General features: G+C 48.7%; 20 protein-coding genes. 6 read left to right on the top strand and 14 right to left on the bottom strand.

Going from position 1 to position 23999, the window contains the following annotated elements:
* Positions 1–383: 383 nt before the first annotated feature.
* On the top strand, positions 384–1250 hold the full coding sequence (locus FHW36_RS28520; protein WP_186452655.1) for an AraC family transcriptional regulator: 867 nt from the start codon (positions 384–386) through the stop codon (positions 1248–1250).
* A 1-nt stretch (position 1251) separates the two neighbouring features.
* Here the strand turns inward: FHW36_RS28520 and FHW36_RS28525 are convergent, their stop codons facing one another.
* The 5 genes from FHW36_RS28525 to FHW36_RS30640 all read right to left on the bottom strand — a co-directional run bounded on the left by FHW36_RS28525 (position 1252) and on the right by FHW36_RS30640 (position 5713).
* Positions 1252–1665 carry an L-rhamnose mutarotase gene (locus tag FHW36_RS28525; RefSeq protein ID WP_186452656.1) on the bottom strand — a complete coding sequence of 138 codons (414 nt, stop codon included), beginning with the start codon at positions 1663–1665 and terminating at the stop codon, positions 1252–1254.
* Between the two features lie 10 nt (positions 1666–1675).
* Positions 1676–3238, bottom strand: coding sequence for a sodium:solute symporter family transporter (locus tag FHW36_RS28530; RefSeq protein WP_145674594.1), 1563 nt, complete (start codon positions 3236–3238; stop codon positions 1676–1678).
* A 19-nt stretch (positions 3239–3257) separates the two neighbouring features.
* Complete coding sequence (locus FHW36_RS28535) at positions 3258–4433, bottom strand: mandelate racemase/muconate lactonizing enzyme family protein (protein ID WP_145674596.1); 1176 nt, start codon at positions 4431–4433, stop codon at positions 3258–3260.
* Positions 4433–5320: an aldo/keto reductase gene (locus FHW36_RS28540; protein ID WP_145674598.1), complete on the bottom strand. Its 888-nt coding sequence runs from the start codon at positions 5318–5320 to the stop codon at positions 4433–4435. Before FHW36_RS28540 ends, FHW36_RS28535 begins: the two co-directional genes overlap by 1 nt.
* Positions 5321–5548: 228 nt before the next feature.
* Positions 5549–5713, bottom strand: coding sequence for a hypothetical protein (locus FHW36_RS30640; protein ID WP_168767565.1), 165 nt, complete (start codon positions 5711–5713; stop codon positions 5549–5551).
* A 403-nt stretch (positions 5714–6116) separates the two neighbouring features.
* Here FHW36_RS30640 and FHW36_RS28545 point away from each other — a divergent pair, with 403 nt between their 5' ends.
* The gene (locus FHW36_RS28545; protein WP_186452657.1) at positions 6117–6293 is read left to right on the top strand and encodes an ABC transporter permease; all 177 of its coding nucleotides are present in this window, start codon (positions 6117–6119) and stop codon (positions 6291–6293) included.
* Between the two features lie 73 nt (positions 6294–6366).
* Here FHW36_RS28545 and FHW36_RS28550 read toward each other — a convergent pair whose 3' ends face one another.
* From FHW36_RS28550 to FHW36_RS28575, 6 genes are all read right to left on the bottom strand, one after another.
* Entirely contained in the window at positions 6367–7608 is a 1242-nt protein-coding gene (locus FHW36_RS28550; RefSeq protein WP_145674601.1) for a TCR/Tet family MFS transporter, read from the bottom strand.
* Positions 7609–7954: 346 nt separating this feature from the next.
* On the bottom strand, positions 7955–9073 hold the full coding sequence (locus FHW36_RS28555; protein WP_145674603.1) for a glycoside hydrolase family 88/105 protein: 1119 nt from the start codon (positions 9071–9073) through the stop codon (positions 7955–7957).
* A gap of 106 nt (positions 9074–9179) precedes the next feature.
* Positions 9180–9890 (bottom strand): LytR/AlgR family response regulator transcription factor, encoded by a 711-nt coding sequence (locus FHW36_RS28560; protein WP_145674605.1) that lies wholly within the window; start codon positions 9888–9890, stop codon positions 9180–9182.
* On the bottom strand, positions 9890–10915 hold the full coding sequence (locus FHW36_RS28565; protein WP_145674607.1) for a sensor histidine kinase: 1026 nt from the start codon (positions 10913–10915) through the stop codon (positions 9890–9892). The genes FHW36_RS28560 and FHW36_RS28565 overlap by 1 nt, the downstream gene beginning before the upstream one ends.
* 22 nt (positions 10916–10937) lie before the next feature.
* Positions 10938–12149: an acyltransferase family protein gene (locus FHW36_RS28570; protein WP_145674609.1), complete on the bottom strand. Its 1212-nt coding sequence runs from the start codon at positions 12147–12149 to the stop codon at positions 10938–10940.
* 95 nt (positions 12150–12244) lie between these two features.
* Positions 12245–13888: an acyl-CoA dehydrogenase family protein gene (locus tag FHW36_RS28575; protein WP_145674611.1), complete on the bottom strand. Its 1644-nt coding sequence runs from the start codon at positions 13886–13888 to the stop codon at positions 12245–12247.
* 105 nt (positions 13889–13993) lie between these two features.
* On the opposite strand from FHW36_RS28575, the gene FHW36_RS28580 reads away from it, so the two are divergent.
* Positions 13994–15385, top strand: a complete 1392-nt coding sequence (locus FHW36_RS28580; protein ID WP_145674613.1) for a glycoside hydrolase family 28 protein — start codon at positions 13994–13996, stop codon at positions 15383–15385.
* A gap of 20 nt (positions 15386–15405) precedes the next feature.
* On the opposite strand, the gene FHW36_RS28585 is transcribed toward FHW36_RS28580, so the two are convergent.
* Positions 15406–16416 carry a helix-turn-helix transcriptional regulator gene (locus FHW36_RS28585; RefSeq protein WP_145674615.1) on the bottom strand — a complete coding sequence of 337 codons (1011 nt, stop codon included), beginning with the start codon at positions 16414–16416 and terminating at the stop codon, positions 15406–15408.
* Positions 16417–16522: 106 nt separating this feature from the next.
* On the opposite strand from FHW36_RS28585, the gene FHW36_RS28590 reads away from it, so the two are divergent.
* Both FHW36_RS28590 and FHW36_RS28595 read left to right on the top strand, forming a co-directional pair.
* Positions 16523–18067, top strand: a complete 1545-nt coding sequence (locus tag FHW36_RS28590) for a TROVE domain-containing protein (RefSeq protein ID WP_145674617.1) — start codon at positions 16523–16525, stop codon at positions 18065–18067.
* Between the two features lie 557 nt (positions 18068–18624).
* Entirely contained in the window at positions 18625–19824 is a 1200-nt protein-coding gene (locus FHW36_RS28595; RefSeq protein ID WP_145674619.1) for a glycoside hydrolase family 27 protein, read from the top strand.
* Positions 19825–19893: 69 nt separating this feature from the next.
* Here FHW36_RS28595 and FHW36_RS28600 read toward each other — a convergent pair whose 3' ends face one another.
* Together FHW36_RS28600 and FHW36_RS28605 are read right to left on the bottom strand one after the other, a co-directional pair.
* Positions 19894–21369 (bottom strand): RICIN domain-containing protein, encoded by a 1476-nt coding sequence (locus FHW36_RS28600; RefSeq protein WP_145674621.1) that lies wholly within the window; start codon positions 21367–21369, stop codon positions 19894–19896.
* Between the two features lie 91 nt (positions 21370–21460).
* Positions 21461–22357, bottom strand: a complete 897-nt coding sequence (locus FHW36_RS28605; RefSeq protein ID WP_145674623.1) for a helix-turn-helix domain-containing protein — start codon at positions 22355–22357, stop codon at positions 21461–21463.
* 170 nt (positions 22358–22527) lie between these two features.
* On the opposite strand from FHW36_RS28605, the gene FHW36_RS28610 reads away from it, so the two are divergent.
* Entirely contained in the window at positions 22528–23949 is a 1422-nt protein-coding gene (locus FHW36_RS28610) for an arabinose isomerase (RefSeq protein WP_145674625.1), read from the top strand.
* Positions 23950–23999 lie beyond the last annotated feature (50 nt).

The following is a 23999-nucleotide window of genomic DNA, read 5'->3' on the forward strand; positions in this document are numbered from 1 at the left end:
GTGTAGTGATGATGCTCACAGACTCGAGCTGTATTTTATCAGATCCTGTTTCCCGTGCTGCCATGCCTATAGCCGCTTTTCATACATTAAAAATAGCCGGGGCCACCTTGGCGATTGTGCACAATATACGCCGGTTATAATCGGCCACCGGCGGCTGATAACAGTTGAACAAGTACTTACCTGTATTTTGAAAGATGATCATCACGGGATTTTATATTTGCAAAAAGCATTATACTTTGCTGCCTTAAAATTCCAATAATATTCACGCGCCAGCCACCCCGAAATTGACTATTAGCTATGCTTTTTTTGCAATTGTGCTGCTTTCATTTAAAATGAGTACTTTTATCTCATTGGGGCCTACAGGTGAACAAAGCGCGTTATCTATGCAATACATATACGAGAATTTTACATTTCCTCCAGATCAATCTTTTACCATCCGGTCTGAAATACTGGAGATAAAGAAATATACCGCGCTAAAGTCGCATATCAACTTCGAAATTGCCTTAATTGAGAATTGTGCCGGTAAGCGTTTCATTGGCGATCATATTGAGGATTTTGAAGGTACGGAGCTGGTATTATTAGGTAGCTACCTGCCACATTGCTGGCAATATTATACGGTATTGGATCCCATGATACCGCCACAGGCCACAGTGATCCACTTCTTCCCTACCTTCCTGGGTCAGCAACTGCTCGATAAACCGGAAGCGCACCAACTGAACGAGCTGTTTGAACGGGCCGCCAAAGGTGTTTCTTTCTCCGGCGCCACAGTAAGAACAGCTAAAATGCTTATGCAGCAAATGCTGTTTACCTCCGGTATGACCCGGGTAGTATTGATGCTTAATTTACTGGATACGCTGGCTCAATCAGAAGAGGGCAAAGTGCTGTCGTCGCCTTATTACAACGCGGTAGACTCCTCCACGGAAGCACAAAAGATCAACAAGGTATTTGATTATATCTTCAAGAATTTCCAGGAAGAAATCTCCCTGAAAACGGTGGCGGATATTTTACCGTTATCCCCAGCTGCTTTCTGCCGCTACTTTAAAGCGCGCACCAACCGCACGCTCATCGACTTTGTAAAAGAAGTACGGATAGGCCATGCCGCCAAGTTATTGCTCGAGAAGAAACATAATGTTACAGAAGCCTGTTACCAAAGCGGGTATAACAACCTGTCTAATTTCAATAAACACTTCAAAGAAGTAAAGGGCTTATCTCCAAGGGATTTTGTAAAACAGTACAGTACCGCCGAATAACTTACCGGCTTCCGCTAAAGTGGTAAAGTGGTTCCATGGCGCTCCAGGTTTGTCCCGGTGATGTACCGGTCACCCCTTCCTGGTAACCCGCCATCAGCCGATTCCACTCCGCACAGCGGGGATGCGAGGCTTCTGCCTTCTTTCCCATGGCATCGAGGTCAGCGCCTTCCGGCACGGTTACGATCATCACTACGGTATGTTCGCTGCGAAACAGGCGGATGTCTTCATAGCCTGCTTTCCTGAATCCCGCTTCTACTTCCGGCCATATATGCTGGTGATAGTTGAGATAAGCCTGTAGATTTTCTTCTCCCGGCTTAATATTCACCACAAATACCTTCTCTACTGAATGTGATTTATGTACGCTACAGCTGACAGCCAACAGGATACCTGCTGCCAGCAAAAGTATTTTCATCATATGCATATCTTTAACTAAAGTAAATATAGATGGCTCCCATCACCAGCGCCAGTAATGCCCACAGCACCCAAACCCGCCTGCTGCCCGGCGCCCGCTCCTTCCACGATTCTACAATAGAGGGTAATACATTTTCGGTGGGCGGCTTGGTGCATAACGTTACACCAATCAGCACAATCAACATAGCGAGGAACAGGTAAAACGAGAGCAACAGGAAATGAGGCCAGAAAGCCTTCGACGGAAAATTCAATACATGGCAGGCCCCTACCAGCAAGCATACCAGTCCTCCTCCATACAACACTACTTCCGCCGCCGTTTTGTTCACCCGCTTCCAGGAAATGCCTCCAACAAATACCACCGATAAAGGTGGTGCCAGGATAGACACCAATCCCTGGCTCAGTTCAAAAAAACCCTTCCCCGATAAGGAGAAAAGCCAGGCTACGCCTACCGCCAAAACCGCCGCCAGCAAAGTACTCCATTGGCCGGTACGTCTTTTGGCACGGTCGTCCATTTCCCGGACACGCGACAATACATCCAACGTAAACACCGTACTGAAAGAGTTGAGTCCCGAAGAAACCGTATCAATCAATGCAGCTATCAGGGCCGCTATACAGAGACCCAGCAGGCCATGCGGCATTACCTGCGTAACCAGCGTAATATAGGCATTGTCTGGCTGGGCAATATCCCGGTACAATACAAAACACATGATACCCGGAAATATGAAGATAAACGGCATGATAATTTTCAGGAAAGAGATAAAAATAGCACCATATTGCCCTTCCCGCACATCTTTGGCCGCGAGCACTTTTTGTACAATGGTTTGATCAGTGCACCAGTAATAAATGCCCACCACCGGGTATCCCAGCAGGATGGCTATCCAGGAGTACTGGGGGTCTGAAGCCGGGCGGAAAAGCTTCCAGTAATCGGCTGGCGCCCCCTTTGTAAATGCCTGTATTCCGCCAATTTTCTTTAGCGCCAGCCAACCTAAAATAATAGAAGAAAGGATGATGATGAGCGATTGAAAAATGCCGGTTCTTACCACGGCCTTTAATCCTCCTACTGCGGTAAAACTGGAGGCAATCACCGCAATAGTGAGCACGGCATGTAATAAAGAGATGTCGAATACCTGTGAAATAATGAGTCCCCCTGCATACAGGGCGCTTCCCAGCCAAACCACGAGGATGGATATCAGGCTATAGATCACCAGGAAATTATAGGAAGGCTTCCCAAACCGCACCAGCAGGAACTGTGGCATGGTAGATACTTTCGTGGAAATATAATGCGGCAGGAAAAACATGGACAACAGGAAAAGAAATGCCCATGCCAGCCATTCGAAATTACTGCCTACCACGCCCTGGGTAAATCCTATGCTGGCAAATCCAACCAGCATCGAGGGCCCCGCATTGGCGCTAAACATCGAGAAACCTATCTGCCACCAGCGCAGGGAGCGCCCACCCAGGAATATATCCCGTCCGGCAGCGCGGTTATACCTGTTCAGGTAAAATCCTGTCATGAACAGCGCTATGAAATACAGGCATAATACCCCGTAATCGGGAGTGGTTAGCGTAAATTGCAAGGTATCGAGATTTTATGGATCATAACGTAACGTTGGGCCGGTAAGCATTTACTTCCGTGGCATTCCAGTGCGCACTGCGGATCACCTTGCCGGCACGGTTCCAATACTCCCAATCTATTCTTACCGGGATACCGGGAATATCGGGTAGTATAAAGGCTCCCTGCTTCCATTCCGGTTTCACGGAAAAATACTGTTCTAACCCATGCATAATGGAATATAGGTATTCTACGTGACAATCAGGATGGGCCGTTGTCATGAGTCCCGCTGTATGCAGAGAGTATCCACCAGAAGAAAATTCTACCCCGGCCGATGCGGCCAGGTCCCGGGCTTCCATCCATTCCCGCACACCGGCAATCTGTGTGGGCACTGGCTGTAAATGCCTGACCCCCATTTCCAGCAGGGTAGGAAATACTTTGGAAGTACGCTCCGATTCGCCGAAGGCGATAGGTACGGGCGATTGCGAGCACAAAACGCGTATCTGGTCTACCGCTGCCGAATGTACCGGTTCTTCGAGCCAGGCAAGATCCTGGTCAGCGGTGGCATCCAGGAAGCGGAGCGCCTGTTCGGCAGACCACACCTGGTTCACATCTACGGCCAGCCTTACCTTTGGTCCGAGGAAACTGCGGGCAAATTTAACCCGCTCTACATCTTCGGCTAACCTCGATCCGAAATCCTTTCCGATCTTCATTTTATAGCAATCTGCCCCTGCATCGAGGAATACGCGCATTTCCGCTTCCAGTTGCTGTAATGTATAGTTGGTACCGCCGCCACTGCCATACATTTTCACGGCATCGCGCGTAGCGCCGAGGTACCGGTGCAAGGTTTTCCCTGCCCGGCGTGCAGCCAGGTCGTGCAGGGCAATGTCTACCTGTCCGAGCATGGCGGCAGCTGCGCCACGGAAGCCCTCATTGCGTATCGACCAGTAGAGGCGGGTATATAGTTCGCTGTAAGGCACATTCCTGCTGTGTAGCAGGATAGGCAGGAAGCAGGATTCCAGGATATTGGTATAACTGGAAAAAACCGGGGCTTCTCCCTGAATGCCGTTTTCATCTTCGATGATGATCATGGCCAGTCCAAATGTGAGGAAGGGCCCCATGGTGGCATCCTGGAACGGGGTAACGGCGGGAACAGGCTCCAGCACCTGGATGCGGACGCTCCTGATATTAAATACTTCGTATGAGATAGATTGGTTCATTACTGATTATCCTGACTGATTTGTAAAATTTTTTCATACAGATGCGCCGGCAGCGGGCCTTCCCCGAAGCCTTGCAGGGTGGTTGTCAGCTCCGCCGGGTTGGAGGCACCGATCACCACTTTATATATATTGGGTATGGATAGCAAAAACCGATGTGCCAGCGTGGGCAGGGTTATTCCTGCTTCTTCCGCCAGCAGCGCCAGTTGCCGGGCTTTGCCAACCGCCGCAGCGGGCAACCAGGCCGGTGGCGTGGTACTGAAATTTTCCAGCGACTTGCCCAACAGCCCCATATACAATGGGCTGGCGGCATAGTAGTGGATATCTGCGCGCGCGCAGGCCGATAAGGAAGTATGAAGCGCCGGCGTTTGTATGGCATTGAGCCTGTTAAATTCCATCAGGGTGCTGAAGATGCCCTGCTGCAACCATTTCCAGGCAAAAGGCGGAGGATTGCCTCCTATGCCCAGCGCACGGGTATATTTTTGTTGCTGCAGCTCCTGCATTACGGCAACGGCTGCCGCAAACTCAAGTTCCGACATGCCTTCGGGATCATGCAGGAAAAGCAGGTCCAGGGAATCTACCTGCAGCTTGTGCAGGGTATTTTCCACGCTGCGCCACATGGCACAGCGGCTATAATCATAATGGGCGTCTTCGGCGGTTTTGCCGGGTAAACGCCCCGCTTTGGAACTGATAAAAGGTCGCGGGCCTGCCCACTGCCGCAGCGCGGCTCCTACCATCTCTTCTGCATCCCGGTAAGCCGGGGCAGTATCAATGGCCGTAACACCAGCTTCCAGCGCCTGGAGAATGGTTTGTATGGAATCTTCCCGTACTACCGCTCCCCAGATCCCCCCAATGCCGGCCGTTCCCAATACCAGTTGATCAAAGCTCATGTGTGGAATTTTTCTAGCTAGTCAAATGTAACCCGCTTTGATAGCAATACACCAGTTGCATCTTGACTAATTTACATGTTATTTTGATTGTGAGAGCAGAAAGCACCAGGAGAAAAGCAGAAAGCAGAAAGCAAAAAGCTATTGTAGTGGATGATCCTGGCGAATATTTAAATCGCGTTGGTGATCCGCTACAATAGCTTTTTGCTTTCTGCTTTCTGCTGTACAGCTCTACAGCGTAGTGCAGTTTAAAGAGCAAACAGTCGGACAGATATGTCCGCAGCTGGAATTACTCAATAATTGATTGGGCTGGGCAGGCGTAGCATTTGCGGCCGCATTGAGCTTAGCAATTTTAATAACTCCCAGCTGCATTTTTTTTGAGGTGTGCTGTTTCATTGGTGGCAATTTTTTAAGTTAACAATCACCGAATTTAATCACCCCGGATGAGAACTATTCATCCCCCGCCATAAATCCCTGTTTTACGGGATGCGCCTCGGGACTGCTGTCACAAGAAAAATTGCTTATTTTCCCCGTACCGGGCGATCGTCCGCTTTTTCAACATACGTTGTTCATAAGCGAACATTTTGCCGTTGCCAAAAATCTGTAACCTACAGATACAAAGCACTTTACGGGAGTGTCAACTTTCTTGCTACTCCGGTTCAAACTATTTTGACATGCTAAGAAGTCATACTAAAGTTGCCTGGAGAAATCTCCTGAAAAACAAAACCTTTTCACTGATCAATATAGCCGGTCTGTCTATCGGCATGGCAGTCTCATTGCACTGGTAATTGCCGTACCGGTGGCCTATTACTTCATGAGCGACTGGCTGAAAAATTTCCAGTATCGTACAAACATTTCCTGGTGGCTCATCCTCAGTACCTGTGGCGGTGCGCTGCTTATTGCACTGCTAACCGTCAGCTATCAATCGATAAGGGCTGCACTGATGAATCCCGTAAAATCGTTAAGATCGGAGTAAGTATTCATCTTCATAAAAAACAGCAAAGGACAAACCACGCGGTTTGTCCTTTGCTGTTTTAAAAGCAATCTGATTATTTCTTCACCAGCTCCGGCTGCATACGCCGGTCGCGGTTCATTACCCGGCTGATGAGGATCACACTGATCAGCATACAGGCAGCACCAATGAGGAAGTGTATCCCCGGGAAATAGAAAGGCGCTTTATCTGTGGTAAAGTACGAAAATGTGCTGTTCATGATCAATGGACCAATCACGGAAGCAAGGCTCATCAGGCTGGTTAAAGCGCCCTGCAGCTCGCCCTGCTGATTTGCGGGCGCATGACCGGAAATCACGGATTGCAGGGAAGGTCCGCAAATACCACCCAGGCAATAAGGCACCAGGAACACGAACATCATCCAGCCCTGCGAAGCAAAGGCAAAGAGTATTAGTCCGAATGTGTAGAGACATAAACCGATGTAGATACTCTTTTCATTCCCGATCTTCGGGTTGATGACCCTGGTTAACCCCGCTTGTACAGCGCCTACCAGCACTCCTACTACTGCCAGGGAAATACCTACCATTTGCTCACTCCAGTGAAAACGATAGATGGTAAAGAAGTTCCAGTTACCCTGCACAGACTGTGCTCCCAGGTAAATCAGGAAAAAGCTGAGTGCCAGTCCTCCGATTTCAGGATGGGAAGTTAGAAACTTGAGGGAGCCAAAAGGGTTTGCTCTCTTCCACTCAAATGGACGGCGGTTTTCTTTACTGAGGGATTCGGGCAACAGGAAGTAGCCATACAGGCAGTTGAGCAAACACAGGGCCGCGGCAGCATAAAACGGTGCACGGATACCCCATTTCGCTAACAGTGCGCCCAATGCGGGGCCCAGCACAAAGCCCAGCCCAAAAGCAGCGCCAATTAATCCGAAGTTTTTCGCTTTAGTGGTTTCGTCGGTGCTTACATCCGCGATGTAGGCAGAAGCCGTAGTAAAGCTGGCGCCGGTAATACCGGCAATTACGCGGCCTACAAACAACCATCCAAAAGAAGGCGCCAGGGCCAGGATTACGTAGTCGATACCAAAACCGAATAATGATAATAACAATACGGGGCGACGACCATACTTATCGCTCAGGTTACCCACCACTGGAGCAAATGAAAACTGCATGATAGCAAAAACTGACAATAACATAGCGCCATACGGACTGGCCTGATTTACCGGGATGCCTTTCAGCTGCGCAATCAGGTCGGCCATGACAGGAATAATTAATCCCCATCCCATTATATCTATCAACAATGTGATAAAAATAAAGCTCATGGCGGCTTTCTTCGAAGTTTGCATATGATTTGGAGATTTACGGGTTTGGCTGTTTAAATACTAATGACGATACAATAAATGGTTTCCCTCCACCGCTGAAGAATCCATTCTCAAAATTAGCAGTACAATCTTCTTTCTTAAAACATGTTTAGGCTAGCATACGGACAATATCGGTAAAAGCACCTGTTCTGCCGGTAAAAACGGTAAACGGCAAAAATAGGAAAAACCGGGGAATCCTTGATAGCTGGGGCAAATAGCTGTTATAACATTTTTATTTTTCCGCGTTCACCAGCGAAAATTATCGGCAAAAAATTAGCCCTCCGCCTACAACGAAGGGCTATTAACAATAAACCGGATCCTGTAAAATAAATCATTTTAATTTATACACTTCCGTACCGGCCAGCAGGAAACACCCCAATCCATAATCTTCAAAGTCGGGTACTTTATCGAAAGTCAACGGCTGACCATCTTTGGGTTCTTTGCCCGTTCCCTGTACATATCCGAGGCGACCATTGGTATCCACACATTGGGTCGACAATGTTTTCCAGGCCCTGGTAACAGCCGGCAGGTATTCATTCCGCGGTAATAATCCGTGGTTAATGCCCCAGGCCATGCCGTATACAAAAAGGGCGGTGCCGGTCAACTCCAGGCCGCCGTAATCATTGGGATCCTTCAAACTTACGTTCCAGGCACCATCGGTACGTTGTAACGACAACAATGCAGCCAGCATGTCGCGGTAGTCCCGGAGATATTCTGCATAGTGGGGATCGCTGGCAGGCAATAATTCCAGCGTGCGCACCAGCGCCGCCACCACCCAGCCATTGCCCCGGCTCCAGTAACATAGCTTGCCATCCGGGGTGGTATACGGCGGTACAAAGTCCTTGTCGCGCCACCACAAATGATCAGCGGCATTGTACAACCCCTTTTCTCCATGATGATATTTCGTATAGGCATACATGGTATACATGCGATTAAAATAACTGGTATCCTTATACACTGCTCCCAACCGGGCATATACCGGCATCGCCATTTGCAGGGCATCAATCCACCACCAGTCATCCACTTTTGAAGAGGCTTTCATATTGTCCATCGCCACTTTAATATCCCGGATCCTCTCTTCCTTTTTATCTAACAGGTACAGGTCGATATAGGTTTGTCCGCAACATTGGTTATCTGCGTTCCTCACCATGGTACCACCCCATAACCCCCATTGGTGGCTGTTGCCCCAGGATACGGCATAATCATAATACGCGGGCTGCCGGTCTATCCCATACAGCGCCATCAGCCCTTCATAGTATACCGCCCGGGTCCACAAATTGGAAGGCCGTTCCTTATTGGTGAAGGTAGGCTTGCCTGGATCCGGCCACTTTTGCATAAAATACTGATTGGCTAGTTGCAGCTGTGATAAAATCGCGTTACGCGGCGGCAGCTGCTGTGCAAACACCAACTGGCTAAAAAGGCAAAAAACAAGGTACCCGTACTTCTTCATCTTGGTTATTGATTGCTGTTAACGTGGAATGAGCAGAATATATAACTTCTATTTAACTGTCAATTTAACAATTAAATACAAGCTATGCAATAACCGGGGAAATGTTTTATTTCTTCAGCAGGCGATTGTTGATGATTTTCTCCATCACGGCGTCTTTCTGGTACTTGCTCACCGGCACCTGGTGCGGACCTACATGCAGTATATTCCCTTCAATGGCGGTGATACCTTTCATATTTACGAGGTAAGACTTATGTGGTTGAATAAACTGCCGGGCGGGCAACATATCTACCACCGACTTCAGGGTGGCATGGGTAATCATCTTCTTATCGGTAGTATACACCGCCACATAATTTTCCAGGGCTTCCACCAGCAGGATTTCGTCGTATAATACTTTTTCCAGGCGGCTGTCTGTCTTAATAAAAACATAGGGCTGTTCTGCAGTATCCTGGCTGGCAAAGTAATCATACGCCTTATTAGCTGCCTTTAAAAACCGTTCAAATGAAATCGGCTTTAACAGGTAGTCCAGTACGTCTAGCTCAAATCCCTGCATGGCGTACCTTTCATAGGCAGTGGTAAAAATAACCCTGGGAGGATTCGGAAAATTTTTAAGAAATTCGACCCCGGAAATATAAGGCATTTCTATATCGAGGAACAACAGATCCACTGGTTGCTGCTTTAGCACGGTATTCAGTTGTACGGCATCTTCACAAATAGCCACCACGTCCAGGAACCCGGTTTTCTCCGCATATCCCTGTAACCCTTTCCATGCCAGGGGTTCGTCGTCGGTAATAATACATCGGATGCTTAGGTTACTCATCAGCGCAAGGTAAGTTTTAATGCGGCCACGAAAGTATTGTCTTGTATTTGTGTTGTCAGCGTATGTTTATCGGGGTACAACAACTCCAGCCGTCGTTTCAGGTTTTCCAACCCTATACCACCGGTTTTGCTCCCCGGTACATGCGCCGGTATGTCGTTGCTAACGGAAAAAAGTATCCCATCCTCCGCCTGTTGCATGGCAATATTCACCTTGAAATGCCCGCCGGCGTATTTAAACGCATTTTCCGCCAGCGGTAGAAATAGCAAAGGATACACCTGCTGGCTACCCAACTGTTCATCGAAATGTACGGACAATTGCAGCTTGGACGAAGACCGGATCTGCTGCAAGTCGATAAAATGCCGGAGATATTGTATCTCACTGCTGATATCCACCATCTCCTGCTGATCATATAGCTGGTAGCGCAGTAACTCAGCAAACCGTTCCACTGTTTTCTTTGCTGCCGCTACATCCTCATCCATCTGGAAATAAATGGTGTTTAAAGCGTTGAAGAGAAAATGCGGATGATACTGCGCTTTCAGGAACTTCAACTCTGTAGCTAATTTATCATTGGTAATTTTTTCCAGCTGCAGCCGGTTCTGCACGTATGCCTGCAAATAGCCGTTACTGCGTCGGAAACCGTAATAGATGAGGGCATACAATAACGGGATCACATTAATATCCGCCAGGTCGAACCATTGCAAACCATCATCTGTGAGCGCGGCAAATGGCGTCAGGAATAAGTTCTGTATCATGATACTCAGTAAAAAGATAGCCCCCAGCTCCCTGGCAATTCTGCCGGTAGAAAAATTGGATTGCCACTTTTTGTCGAAATAACGCAACAAGCCATTCAGCAACCATAAAAACAGGTAAGCCACCAGGATGCTCATGCCCACCTCTGTGATGTTGAGCCGGAGCGGACGATGCCAAAACTGCATCCCCGAAAGACTATCCGTGAGCAGCCGGATCGTGTAATATACCAGCGCGCCGTAAATGGCGGGGAAAATATATCTCCAGAATATTTTCATACTATCAGTAAGTTACAACTATTTATGCGCCCATAGTTAAAACAGAGGGGGTGTCGACCACCACGGCATTTTCTTCGATGGTTTTCTTTCGTGGCAGCGGCTTCATTCCAAATAACAGGCGCATAAAAGCATATGGCCGGATAAACAAATGGAAGAGCGTCATGCTGACGAAAAAGGTGACCACTACGGTAAACAGGTACTTCATACCTATACCGTCGGATACCTGTACCAGGTAGTAGGTCAATATAACGATCACCGTTTGGTGTAATATATAAAACGGATACACGGCCTCGTTCGCATAGCCTAATACGCGGCTGGGCTTATTGAGATATTTCTTCCCGTAACCAATGGCGGTAAATACCCACATCCAGGCACACAGCGCATGTATGGCCACTGCCAGGTATCTCACTCCCATGGGAAAGCCAGGCAGAAAATGGATGGCATCAAGGTGCGTCCAGCGGAGATAGTCGATAAATACCAGGCTAATAAAGCCAATGGCGAGGGATAAGCGGCGATTACGTTCCAGGCTGTCCATTAACATCGGGCAGGCAATACAAAGGAAGCCGGCCAGCAGGAATAACAGGTAATAAGGTGCATACAGGTAATCGTGTACCAGGTCGCCGGTAGCGCGATATCTAAACACCAATGAAGCATACAACACAATGCTGGGCAGCATTAACAGGTATACCCTTGCGCCTTTTGCCAAAACAGCAAACTGTTGTAAAAACCGTTGTCCATTAGGTTTGCCCAGCCATACAAAAAGTGGCGCGCAAACAATATCATATACCAGCAGGTAGCAGATAAACCACAGGTGATGCCAGCTCATATTGCCTTTGGGATATACGCCGGTAGTAAACATTTCTCCATAAAACTGCCAGAAATTGCCTTTATATCCCTGGGTAAGCCTTTCCAGGTATACCTGTGGTGGCACAATGACCAATATGCCCAGTAACAGCGGGATAAACAGGCGACGGAAACGCAGTCCCAGGAAGCCGCCACCGGTCCTATGCTGCAGCATATAATAGCTGACCGTACCGGAAATAAAGAAAAGCAGGGGCATGCGGAAGCGGTGCAGAAAATCATTCATTTCCAACAGCACGTGGCTGGTTTCCGGGTTCTTGATATGCCATTCCCAATAGGCCACATAAGGCATGGCGGAATGGAAAAACAATACGCCAATGATGGCGATAATACGAAGCCAGTCGAGGTAAGTTTGTCGGGAAGTGGTTTGCATGATGGTAATTTTCTACAAACCTATCCCCCAGCCACCCGGTGGAAAAAGATATTTGACGCATGGACGGTTTTTGTTGGTCAATGGACAAATCATGCTCAGGCGGGCGCCTGGTAAATGCGCTGAATAATATCATCCATCGGCGTTTCCGGCGCCAGGGCGCCCCAGGTAATATTCCTGTCGGCCGACAGCCGGGCCTGGCAGAACGCCTGCGCTATGGGTGCAGGAGCAATGCGGATCAATTCAATGGCCTGCATGGCCAGGGCCATTTTTTCTATGATAGCGCGGGCATTGTATTCCAGGTGGGTCGGTTGAGCGAGTAGCTGTTGTAGTTGCTCCAGCTGTTTATCCAGGCGGGGATCCAGTCCCTGTGCTTTCGTGTAGTAATTCATGAGCGCTTCCAGGCTCCTGGGTTCCTTGTGTACAGACCTGAGCACATCTAATGCCTGGATGTTACCTGAGCCCTCCCAGATAGCGTTTACCGGTACATCGCGATATAAACGCGGCAGTATGGACTCTTCCACATAGCCATTGCCCCCCAGGCATTCCACGGCTTCTCCCAGCGCCAGCACCGCTCTTTTGGTATTCCAAAACTTTCCGATGGCGGTAGCGATGCGGGTAAAATACAGGGCTTCTTCATTTTGCAGTGCCTCGTCGAAGCCGAGCGCCAGCCGCATAGCCAGCGTGGTAGCGGCTTCCGATTCCAGGCACAGGTCGGCCACTACGTTCTTCATAAGTGGTTGTGCGATCAGTTTTTTCCCGAAAGCGCTCCTATGATGGCAGTGATGAACGACTTCTGTTAAGGCGCGCTGCAGGGTGGCAGCGGAGCCTACCGCGCAATCCAGGCGGGTATGCCGCACCATTTCCATGATGCTGGCCACTCCCCTGCCTTCTTCTCCTATCATCTTTCCCCAGGCGGCATGAAATTCTACTTCCGCGGAGGCGTTGGATTTATTGCCCAACTTGTCTTTCAGCCGCTGGAAATAAAGCTTGTTTTTTTCTCCTGTTGGCGTAAACCGCGGCACCAGGAAGCAGCTCAATCCTTTCGTTGTTTGAGCCAGCACCAGGAAAGCGTCGCTCATGGGCGCGCTGCAAAACCATTTGCGGCCGGTAATTTTATAGCTGCCATCACCTGCCGGTACGGCAAAGGAGATGTTGGCCCGCACATCACTGCCGCCCTGTGGTTCGGTCATGGCCATACCGAAGGTGACGCCCTTTTTTTCGAAATAAGGAAGGTGTCGTTCGTCGTACGTATTGGATAATACCAGGGGAAGCCATTCTTTGGCAATGTCGCCGGCTATTTTCAGCGAGGGCACTGCAGCAAATGTCATGGTAAGCGGACAGCTGCTACCCTCATCAATTTGCTGCTTCAGGTAAGCCAGCAGGCTATGTGCCACGTAGGCGCCGGGCAGTTCGGTCCAGGCAATGGAATGAAAGCCATACCGGATGGCTACGGTCATCATTTCGTGGTAAGCAGGATGGTACGCTACCACATCGAGACGATTACCGAAACGGTCATGGGTTTTTAATACCGGCCCATATTTATTGGCGAGTTCCCCGGCCTGTATCATTTGCCGGCTACCCATGACGGCGCCGAAAGCGGCGCCCAGCTCCATGGCCCAGCCACCGCCGTAAGCCTTCACCGCCTGCTGTAAGGCGGCATGGGTGGTAAAGGAATTGTAGTCGGCCAATACAGGCGCCTGGTTCAGCGAGGTCTGGAAATCAAAATCGTGGGGCAACATAGTAGTATGTTTTGGCTATCTAAATTTAACGAAATAAGGCATTGCGTTTATCCTGCAAAACGATTAACATTGCAGCCACCTTCTGATAAGGTAAAATGACCTAACATGAAAAGTATTTATTCCACGTTCATGGCCTGCCTGTTTACCATGCAGCTATTTGCCAATACGATCAATATTGCCGATATGGGCGCCAAAGGAGATGGCAAAACAGACAATACGGCGATCATTCAACGCGCGATTGAAGCCGGGGTAAACGGTACCATCATTATTCCCGCCGGCACCTTTGTCACCGGTCCACTCTTCTTAACCTCCAACATCAGCATTTACCTGGAAAACGGCGCTACGCTGGCCGGCAGCACCCGCCTGGACACCTATCGCAAAGTGTTTGCCGGCAATGCCAAAGGACAGCCGCCAGCGTTGATTTACGGCAACAACATCGAAAACGTGACAATCTACGGCCAGGGCACCCTCGATGGACAAGGCGGGCATCCTAACTTCCAGCTGGGCGACGACAGCAAAACCGGCGCAGTACGCCCCATTCTGATTTATATCGAAAACAGCCGGCATATCAGCATCCGGGATATCCACATCCGCAACTCCGCTTACTGGGTACAGAAATACGCCAGCTGCGATGGTGTAGTGCTCAGGGGACTGAATGTTTACAGTCATTGTAATTTCAATAACGATGGCATTGATATCAACGGCAGCAAAAACGTGATCATCTCAGATTGCCTGATCGACAGCGATGATGATGCACTCTGTTTCAAAAGCGATCATACGCTATGTGAAAACATGGTGGTATCCAATTGCGTGGTACGCAGCAACTGCAACGCCATCAAGTTTGGCACCGGCTCTGCCAGCGGTTTCAAAAACATCACGGTGTCCAACTGTGTGATACACAAGGCCAGCGATGAAAAGCGCCGCCACTGGAAGCAAGCCTTTCCCTGGATGAAGATCACGCAGGATACCACAGTCATTGCCGGCATTGCGCTCGAAGTGGTAGATGGCGGAGTAATGGACCAGGTAATCGTATCCAATATTACCATGCAGGATGTGCAAACGCCTGTCTTTATCCGGCTGGGCGACCGGAGCCGCAAAGTAACACAGGCAGTGAGTGTGCTCAAAAATGTATCTATTCATGACGTTATCGCCACCAGTGAAAGCGCATTAACGTCTGCTGTTACGGGTATACCTGGTAGTTATATAGAGAATGTGTCCATCAGCAATGTGCAGATCAACGCTCCCGGCGGCATTGACAAAGCAGAAGAGGTAACTGCCGTGCCAGAGAATATTGCCGCATACCCGGAAAACAGGATGTTTGGTAATATCTTACCAGCAGCTGCCTTTTATGTACGGCATGTGAAAAATATTATGTTCGATAACATCCGCGTTCATACCCGACAACCGGATAGCCGTCCGGCTTTCCGGCTGGAAGACGTTAGCGGAGCGGAGTTTAGCCGTTGCCGGCTGAATGGCCAGGTCATCACCGCCCCTTAAATAATCGCCGGAGGCATAGCCTATTTATATGCCTCCGCTGCCTTCTCCAGCTTATACCGGATGGCCCGGCGCAGCTTTTCCGGCGCCAGCACCTGCATCCCATTACCAAAACCCAGTATTTCCCTTTGCAATTCCAGGTTATGCGCCACCCGTATGGAGATCGTAATACCATCCTTATCTTTCGCAATTACCTGCTGGCTATGGTGCAACGGTTTGGTAATCACATAGGGCGCGTGTTCGGCGGTTACGGCTATAATGACTTCTTCCGGAGGTAATTCCATTACGCTGGGACCAATGGTATGCTCATAGTAGGTTTCCGGCGTATGACCGTTGTTGTTAGGGAGATATAAAACGGTTTCATTGATACTTATCGCTACAATCCTGTCCAGAGCCAGCGTAGTAATAGCAGGACTATTATCCCGGGTGCCCACTACAAACCAGCGGTTTTTGAACTCTTTCAGCCACCAGGCGTGAAACAGCATTTTAGTGGAGGCCTGCGCTTTGAACGACTGGTACTGTAGTTCCAGCACCTGTTCCTTTATGATGGCCTCATATACCAGGTGCAGATGTTCCAGCCCCTTGAGATGTTCATTTTTCTCAAAGTCAATCACCGTTTTCTGATCATGGGCAGAAGCATATACGTGTCCTTCCAGCTTTTGCACCACTTCATTCAGGTGTTTGAAATGGGAAAAGCCTTTAAACTGTTTTAGTACTTCCACCGCTTCGGTCATCCTCGACAGGTCGTTGTCGCTCAGGGGAATGTTGGTAATGCTGTAGTCCGCGTCTTCATAGGTATAATATTTCTTTTCCACGATAATAATGGGGGCATTGTAGCCCAACTTATCACTGCGCATCATTTGTATATCTGCCTGTAAAGTTCTGCGGCTGATGCCTTTGTCGATGCCTTCATAGTCATACAGGGCCTCAGATACTTTGTCGATCAGGTTAGCCAATGTCCAGCGCCGGCGGCGGTTTCTGAGGCAGGCGTCGATGGTTTTGTAGCGGATTAATGCATTGCGGTTAACAGGCATCTCAAAAAAATTTTCCTAAAAATATAAAAAAAATAGAAGTGCGCAAAAACATTGCGCACATGCACTGACATCTTTGTATCATCAATCACACCATAACAAACGGTATATGAAATTCAACACAACACATTGGCTACATACGGCGAAAGCGGAATACTTTCAGCCGCGTAATCATGAAGGTGCCGCTGCTTATGCAATGAGTCCTGAAATGGAACTGTATAGCAGTGTGGTAACTGCTTCTTTCAACGATCAGTTTTATGAAACAGGTGATGAACGGATGAACCGTATGTATGAGCTGATTGCGCAAACCGACCCGGTATTTGTGGCCAAACTGGCCATCTACGCCCGGGAAAAAATGTACCTGCGCAGCGTGCCGCTGGCCATGGCCGTATTGCTGGGATTCCATCATTCCGGCGATGCACTGGTAAGCACCACGGTGCGCCGTGTGGTGCAGCGAGCCGACGAAATCACGGAATTGCTCGCCTGTTATGCAAAGATTAACTACCGCGGGCATACGAAAAAACTACATCAGCTGAGTAAACAAATACAGAAAGGGCTGGCGCAGGCATTCAACAAATTTGATGAATACCAGTTTGCCAAATACGACCGTAAAGGAGCTGTTACCCTGAGAGATGCACTTTTCCTGGTACATCCCAAAGCGAAAGACGAGGCCCAACAGCAGCTGTTTAATAAAATAGCACAGCGCGAACTGGCTACCCCTTATACCTGGGAAACTACCTTGTCGGCATTAGGGCAGCAGACCTTTAAATCTGACCAGGCCAAGAAAGACGCTTTTTGCCGTACCTGGGAAATGCTGATCAGTACCAACGCACTTGGCTATATGGCTACCTTGCGTAACCTGCGTAACATGTTGGCACATGATGTGAGCAAGGCGCATATCAAACAGGTATGTGCATATTTATCAGATGAAGCAGCGGTATTATCTTCCAAACAGTTGCCGTTCCGTTTCCTGGCTGCCTACCGGGAATTGAAATCTGTGCAGCACGGAATGACGGGCATGTTGCAGGAGGCGCTGGAAACAGCGTTAAAGATCAGCGTACAACACCTGAAAGGTTTCGACGCCAACACCAAAGTGGTGGTAGCCTGCGACGTATCAGGATCCATGCAGCAACCGGTATCCCCCCGAAGCAAAATTCTTTGCTACGATATTGGACTTATCCTGGGTATGTTGCTGCAATACAAATCAGCGCACGTGCTATGTGGTATGTTTGGTGATACCTGGAAAACCATCGCTTTGTCAGGGAAAAATATCCTGGCCAACATAGATGAGTTCTATCGCCGCGAAGGTGAAGTCGGATATGCTACCAACGGCCATAAAGTACTGGAAGACCTGATCAAAAGGAAATACGTGGCAGATAAGATCATGTTCTTCACCGACTGTCAGCTGTGGGATTCCCAACGGGAAGCACTGGGAGACAGCCAGATTGGAGCGCAATGGATCGAGTATAAAAAAATAGCGCCCCGCGCAAAGCTATACCTGTTCGACCTTGGCGGCTACGGTAAAGCACCACTGAATATCCACGACAAAGATATTCACCTGATCGGGGGATGGAGCGATAAAGTATTTGAAGTACTGGAAGCCCTCGAAAAAGGGGAAGATGCACTGGCACATATTCAACGTACCACACTGTAGCATGCATCCATTGTTTTGTTGCCCCATACATCCATTGTACAGTTAAATTAACCTTGAAGAAAGGTGTCGTTGGAATGAGTTACTTCCCTTAAGAAAACACTCATCCGCTTTTTACCCTTTCTTCATCTTATTAGCAGGTGTCGTTTGAACGAGTTACTTCTCTTTACAAGAACATCTCCTCGTTATCCTTTTACCCTGCTATATTCAAACAGGTGCCGTAGTTATGGGTTACTTCGCCAGGCCGGAGATGCAGGTGCAACTCCTGCTTCCGGGCAACCGGAATAGTGAATAGTAAACACCGGCCATAGTCCTGTAACGTTATTTGCCCTGTTACTTTTTTTAAAAAGCTATCTCATAAATACATGAGGTAGCTTTTTAATTTTATTGCAAAACACCGAAAACTGCCGCCGAATCCCATTTTCCAACCCCGATAAAATTAAAAATCTAAAAAGATGAAATATTACCTTTGCTTCCTTTAATATAAATATCAACTGTAGGAAGCTGAAGATATCAGTACCTCAACAGTATTATCTCCCGGTGTTTTAATAAATTATGTTATGAAAAAATGGCTATTTTCACTTGTTTCGTTCTTGTTCTTCCTCCATGGCCATGCGCAGCAACTGGCGCCGGTGCCTCCTATGGGCTGGATGAGCTGGAACTATTTTGCTGATAACATCAATGAAAAAGATTTACGTGAAATGGCGGATGCAATGGAGCAATCCGGAATGGTGAAAGCAGGTTATCGTTTCCTGATGATTGATGATGGCTGGCAGGGTGGCCGGGATAACAGGAATGCTATCATCCCTGACCCGGTTAAATTTCCTTCCGGCATTAAAGCGCTGGCAGCATACCTCCATCAGAAAGGTATTAAGCTAGGCATTTACTCTGATGCAGCCCCACTAACCTGCGCCGGCTACACAGCCAGTCTCCATTTCGAAGAACAGGATGCTGCCACCTTTGCCTCCTGGGATGTTGATTACCTGAAGTATGATTATTGCAATGCCCCTACCGATTCCAACACCGCGAAGCTGCGATACAAAACAATGGCCAATGCACTCAGGAAGAGCGGAAGGGATATCGTTTTCAGTATCTGCGAATGGGGCGATCGTAAGCCATGGTTATGGGCCGCCAATGCCGGTGGACAACTATGGCGAACTACCGGCGATGTGCGCGACAAATGGCAACGGGCGCCCGGAGAAAACAGCGGACAGGGACTGATGGAAATCCTCGATGTAAATGCAGAACTGAGCGACTATGCAGGGCCAGGCAGATGGAATGACCCTGATATGCTGATTGTGGGCTTATACGGTAAAAAAGGCCCTTCCGGCGACCTGGGAGGAATTGGATGTAATGACATTGAATACGCTTCCAATATGAGCTTATGGTGCATGATGAACGCTCCGCTGGTAGTAACCTGCGATGTGAGACATATGAATGAAGCCACCAAACGTATCCTTCTGAATGAAGAAGCCATTGCTGTAAACCAGGACCCATTGGGTAAACAGGCCATCAGAAAAATCAAGGATAGTCAATGGAATGTACTGGTAAAACCATTGGCTAATGGCGATTATGCGGTGGCTGTGTTGAATCGCGGCCCCGAAGCAGCCAACTATTCACTGTTCTTGAAGGACATAGGTTTAACCGGAAAATATGAGATCCGTGATCTGTGGCAACACCAGGTGGTTACTTCCGGTAACAAATGGAAAGGGAAAGTATTATCGCATGAAACCCGCCTTTTCAGATTGAAAAAAGTATAGCTTCGCCATATTACCAGTTAGTAAACAAACAGGCCGCCTCATAAAATATGGAGGCGGCCTGTTTGTTCTTTATAACTTCTGAATCAACCATTGCTGGTTCCTTCCTCCATTCAGGTACCACTGAATAATACCTGCGCCATTAGCTGTAGAAGCGCCATTTACATCCAATGATTGACTACTGTTTTTATTGATGACTTCATAGTAACCGAACCCGATGTCGATGATCTGCCACTGCTGGTTAGCGCCACCCCAATAATCCCATTGAATAATATTTGCGCCAGCAGCAGTTGAAATACCGTTTACGTCCAACGCCTTGCCACTGTTGCGATTCAGGATATTGGCGTACCCGCCGCCTACTGACGTGATTTTCCATTGCTGGTTATTGCCGCCCCAATAGTCCCATTGTACAATATTACCGCCATTAGCTGTGGAGGACCCATTTACATCCAACCCTTTATTACTCTGGCGGCAAACAACCTTATACCAGGCGTTGGCATCGAAGCTACCCAACGGGATAGCAATGGCATTTCCTCCCCAGGCATATTGCAGGCGGGAAAAGCCGGAAGTATTGTTTACCGTCAACGTAGTACCGCTTAGCGTAAACAGGCTATAACCATCGCCGTTCCTTAATGCCGGCCAATATACGCAGCCCAGTCCCCTGGCCCTTACGCGGTTGGTCATCCCCTGGAAATAAGCGATTTCCCGGTCGCTGCCAGGCGCGCCCAGGTAATCTTTGCCATTGGTCATCGGGATACCGAACTCCGTAACGATCGTACGATCGGGATAGGCCAGGCCTTCGATGGCAGATTCCCAGTCGGCTACGGTGGTTTTGTTGTTATCAAACCAGGTATAATTATGATAAGACAACAAACAGGTGTTCAGGCGACTGTCGGCGCCCACCGCATTTACATCGGTAGCATACCCAACACCATCCAGCAGTACACGGCCATGCGGAATAGCGGGATAGTTGGTTAACCATTGGGCATACAGGTTGTTGAGATTGGCGGTGCTGTAACCATGCGGTTCATTAAACACTTCGAAGTACACATTGGCCGTATTACCATACTTGCTGGTAATCGTTTGCCACATGTTCCAGAAGTCGGTGAGATTATCCACGATGCCATCGCGGGAGCTGGCGCCCTCCCAATAGCAAAGGATCACGTTCATACCTTTGCCCACTGCGTCATCGATAGCGCCGGTATAGGAGCCCCACCACGACTGCAATACAGAAGGTGGGTTTACGGGCATACGTACGGTGTTAATACCTTGTTGCTGAAAATAGGCAAGGATATTACCTGCCTTGGCTTTAGTGGTGGCGTAGTCGTCGCCGGTAATCAGCCCGCTGGGTACTACGGCGCCATCGACAAAATTATCGTTGGGATCGGCCCAGTTGCCTCCTTTGAAAGCAGCAGTGGAACTCAGGGCAAGCGTTGCGTGCACAGAGGGAGGCGCCACAGTACTCCCGGCCAGGGTACGGTTCATTTCTTTTTTACAGCTCCAGGCAAAAAAGCAAAGCAACAGGATAACAACAGAAGGATTTTTCATAAACTGGGTTTTATTGGATGTTAAGAAATATCGTGGATTGAGTTAACACCGGGCGAATGGCCGAAGTGCTGATAAATCACTGCATCGGGTACTACCGTGGCGAGCGGCCTGTTTTCCGGAACACAGCAGGCGTGCTGCCTGCATGTTGCTTGAAGAAGGCCGTGAAATAATTGGCAGATTCAAAATTCAGTTCGTAGGCAATTTCTTTGATCGTTTTGCCGGAGCTGAGCAACAGCTCTTTGGCTTTCTGCGCCCTGATCTGTTGCTGGTACTGCGCGGGCGACAAACCGGTATACTCTTTAAACATCCGCCGGAACCAGGAGTAGCTCATATGCAACCGCTCCGCCAATGCCTCGGGGGTATAGCTGCCATCGGGGTTTTCCCGTATGAGTAGCCTGGCCTTTTCTATTTTTGCCGCTACCTGCTGATTTTGAAACTGGTGATTGCGGGTGGCAAAGTAAACTGCGCCAAGCATGTGGAGCGCAATACCGGAAATGGCCTGCTGATAACCAGGCCGTTCTTCCGTAGCCAGTGTAAGCACTTGCCGGAAAAGGTCTACCAGTTGCTCATTAAATCCTACGGGATGCAATGCTGTGTGGCTGTTGAAAAAATCGTAGTGGGTCAACTGATCCGGCACTTGTCCCCGGAAGCCCAGCCAATACGTATCCCAGCCCGTATCTGCTGCCGGCATATAACTATGCCATTCACCGGGAAACAACAATAACATTGTTCCTTCTGCTACGTAAGTATTTTGCTGCTGCGCATTGCTGAAATAACCGCCTCCCCGGGTAACATAAATGAGCTGGTATTCCGGCAATACTCTTCCTTTTTCGGGGTGAAACCAATAACGGGAAGGATGTTCCGGTGAAGGATACCTGCTATTGGGAGAAATGTACTGGTAGCCTACGGTGGTAACTGTAAGTCCCCAATGCATGTCTGCATCATTGACAGTGAGATATTTGATATGTGAAGCAGGGGTCTTCTTCATATATAGCAACTTACACGTGGCATATTCCGGTTGTTATATAAAAATAACGATTGCTGCGGAGTATTCCGTCATCCTGTCAAAAATCATACTTTTTACCTCAAATATCATAGGCCTTGCCCGGCTTTTACGGGTAGTTTTGAAGGACTTATCTCCATCATAAATGTTTATATATGACAACCATCAAAGTGGGCCTGTTTGGCATTGGGCTGGCCACCTATTGGCCGCAATTCGCGCAACTGAAGGAACGATTGGAAGGTTACCAATCATACATTGCCGGCAAATTAACGGACGACTATGTCACTGTGGTAGATGCGGGACTGGTAGATGATGTGGTAAAAGCCCGTTCTGCTGCCCTGCTTTTTAAACAGGAAGATGTGAGTATCATTTTCCTGTATGTTTCTACCTATGCACTTTCTGCCACCGTACTACCGGTAGTACAGGGATGTAAAGTACCAGTGGTTATTCTTAACCTGCAACCTGTTGCCGCCATAGATTATGGCTGGTTCAATGGCCTGGGCGACCGGGGACTGATGACGGGCGAATGGCTGGCTAATTGCCAGGCCTGTGCCGTACCGGAAATTGCCAACGTATTTAACCGGGCCGGCATCTCCTTTTACCAGGTAACCGGCACCCTGGAAGATGAAGAGGCCTGGCTGGAAATTGCCGGCTGGAAAGCCGCAGCCACCGTGGCCGCCGGCATGCGCCACAACCGGCTCGGAGTGCTGGGCCATTATTACAACGGTATGTTAGATATCTACACCGACCTTACTCTACAAGCCGCTACTTTTGGCGGACATATACAACATCTCGAAATGTGCGACCTCGCTGCCTTCCATAGCCAGGTAAGTCAAACGGAAATAGATCATAAGCTGCAACAGATACACCAGGAAATGGAAGTACTGGAAGAATGCCCGCCACATGAACTGGTGCGCGCCGCGCATACCGCCGTGGCATTAGATAAAATGGTAGCCCATCATCAACTGGGTTCCCTCTGTTATTATTATGAAGGTACTACGGATAACGCGTATGAAGACCTGATTGCTTCCGTGATTGCGGGCAATTCTCTCTTAACGGCTCATCGGGTACCGGTAGCAGGCGAGTATGAAGTAAAAAATGTGCAGGCCATGAAAATCATGGATCTCTTTGATGCCGGGGGCTCTTTCACCGAATTCTATGGACTGGATTTTAATGAAGACATCGTGCTCATGGGCCATGATGGTCCCGGCCACCTTGCCATTGCGGAAGGCCGCCCGCTATTGAAGCCGCTCGGCCTATATCATGGCAAACCAGGCAAGGGATTGTCTATCGAAATGAAAGTAAAACATGGCCCCGTTACCTTGCTATCCGTAGTGGAAACCGGCCATGGCCGGTTAAAACTATTGGTAGCCGAAGGGCAGTCGGTACCCGGTCCTATCCTTCAGATTGGGAATACCAACAGCCGGTATAAATTTCCATTGGATATTAAAACATTTGTGAACAACTGGTGTAAAGAAGGTCCCGCGCATCATTGCGCCATTGGCATAGGACATATTGCCGATAACATTGAAAAGCTGGGACATATCCTGGGGATAGCTACCGTGAAAGTATGTTAAAGAACACGTAAGATTTCAGCGTCAGGCATTGTTGGATAGGCAGCTGTTTT

The organism is Chitinophaga polysaccharea (genome assembly GCF_007829335.1).
Taxonomy (GTDB): Bacteria; Bacteroidota; Bacteroidia; order Chitinophagales; family Chitinophagaceae; genus Chitinophaga; species Chitinophaga polysaccharea_B.

Coding starts and splice junctions, on each gene's coding strand:
- FHW36_RS28535 (WP_145674596.1), bottom strand. CDS start 4,433: ATGAACCAATCTATCTCATACGAAGTATTTAATATCAGGAGCGTCCGC.
- FHW36_RS28585 (WP_145674615.1), bottom strand. CDS start 16,416: ATGCCTGTTAACCGCAATGCATTAATCCGCTACAAAACCATCGACGCC.
- FHW36_RS28550 (WP_145674601.1), bottom strand. CDS start 7,608: ATGCAAACTTCGAAGAAAGCCGCCATGAGCTTTATTTTTATCACATTG.
- FHW36_RS28540 (WP_145674598.1), bottom strand. CDS start 5,320: ATGAGCTTTGATCAACTGGTATTGGGAACGGCCGGCATTGGGGGGATC.
- FHW36_RS28595 (WP_145674619.1), top strand. CDS start 18,625: ATGAAAAAATGGCTATTTTCACTTGTTTCGTTCTTGTTCTTCCTCCAT.
- FHW36_RS28580 (WP_145674613.1), top strand. CDS start 13,994: ATGAAAAGTATTTATTCCACGTTCATGGCCTGCCTGTTTACCATGCAG.
- FHW36_RS28610 (WP_145674625.1), top strand. CDS start 22,528: ATGACAACCATCAAAGTGGGCCTGTTTGGCATTGGGCTGGCCACCTAT.
- FHW36_RS28555 (WP_145674603.1), bottom strand. CDS start 9,073: ATGAAGAAGTACGGGTACCTTGTTTTTTGCCTTTTTAGCCAGTTGGTG.
- FHW36_RS28560 (WP_145674605.1), bottom strand. CDS start 9,890: ATGAGTAACCTAAGCATCCGATGTATTATTACCGACGACGAACCCCTG.
- FHW36_RS28525 (WP_186452656.1), bottom strand. CDS start 1,665: ATGATGAAAATACTTTTGCTGGCAGCAGGTATCCTGTTGGCTGTCAGC.
- FHW36_RS28575 (WP_145674611.1), bottom strand. CDS start 13,888: ATGTTGCCCCACGATTTTGATTTCCAGACCTCGCTGAACCAGGCGCCT.
- FHW36_RS28590 (WP_145674617.1), top strand. CDS start 16,523: ATGAAATTCAACACAACACATTGGCTACATACGGCGAAAGCGGAATAC.
- FHW36_RS30640 (WP_168767565.1), bottom strand. CDS start 5,713: ATGAAACAGCACACCTCAAAAAAAATGCAGCTGGGAGTTATTAAAATT.
- FHW36_RS28600 (WP_145674621.1), bottom strand. CDS start 21,369: ATGAAAAATCCTTCTGTTGTTATCCTGTTGCTTTGCTTTTTTGCCTGG.
- FHW36_RS28520 (WP_186452655.1), top strand. CDS start 384: ATGCAATACATATACGAGAATTTTACATTTCCTCCAGATCAATCTTTT.
- FHW36_RS28570 (WP_145674609.1), bottom strand. CDS start 12,149: ATGCAAACCACTTCCCGACAAACTTACCTCGACTGGCTTCGTATTATC.
- FHW36_RS28565 (WP_145674607.1), bottom strand. CDS start 10,915: ATGAAAATATTCTGGAGATATATTTTCCCCGCCATTTACGGCGCGCTG.
- FHW36_RS28605 (WP_145674623.1), bottom strand. CDS start 22,357: ATGAAGAAGACCCCTGCTTCACATATCAAATATCTCACTGTCAATGAT.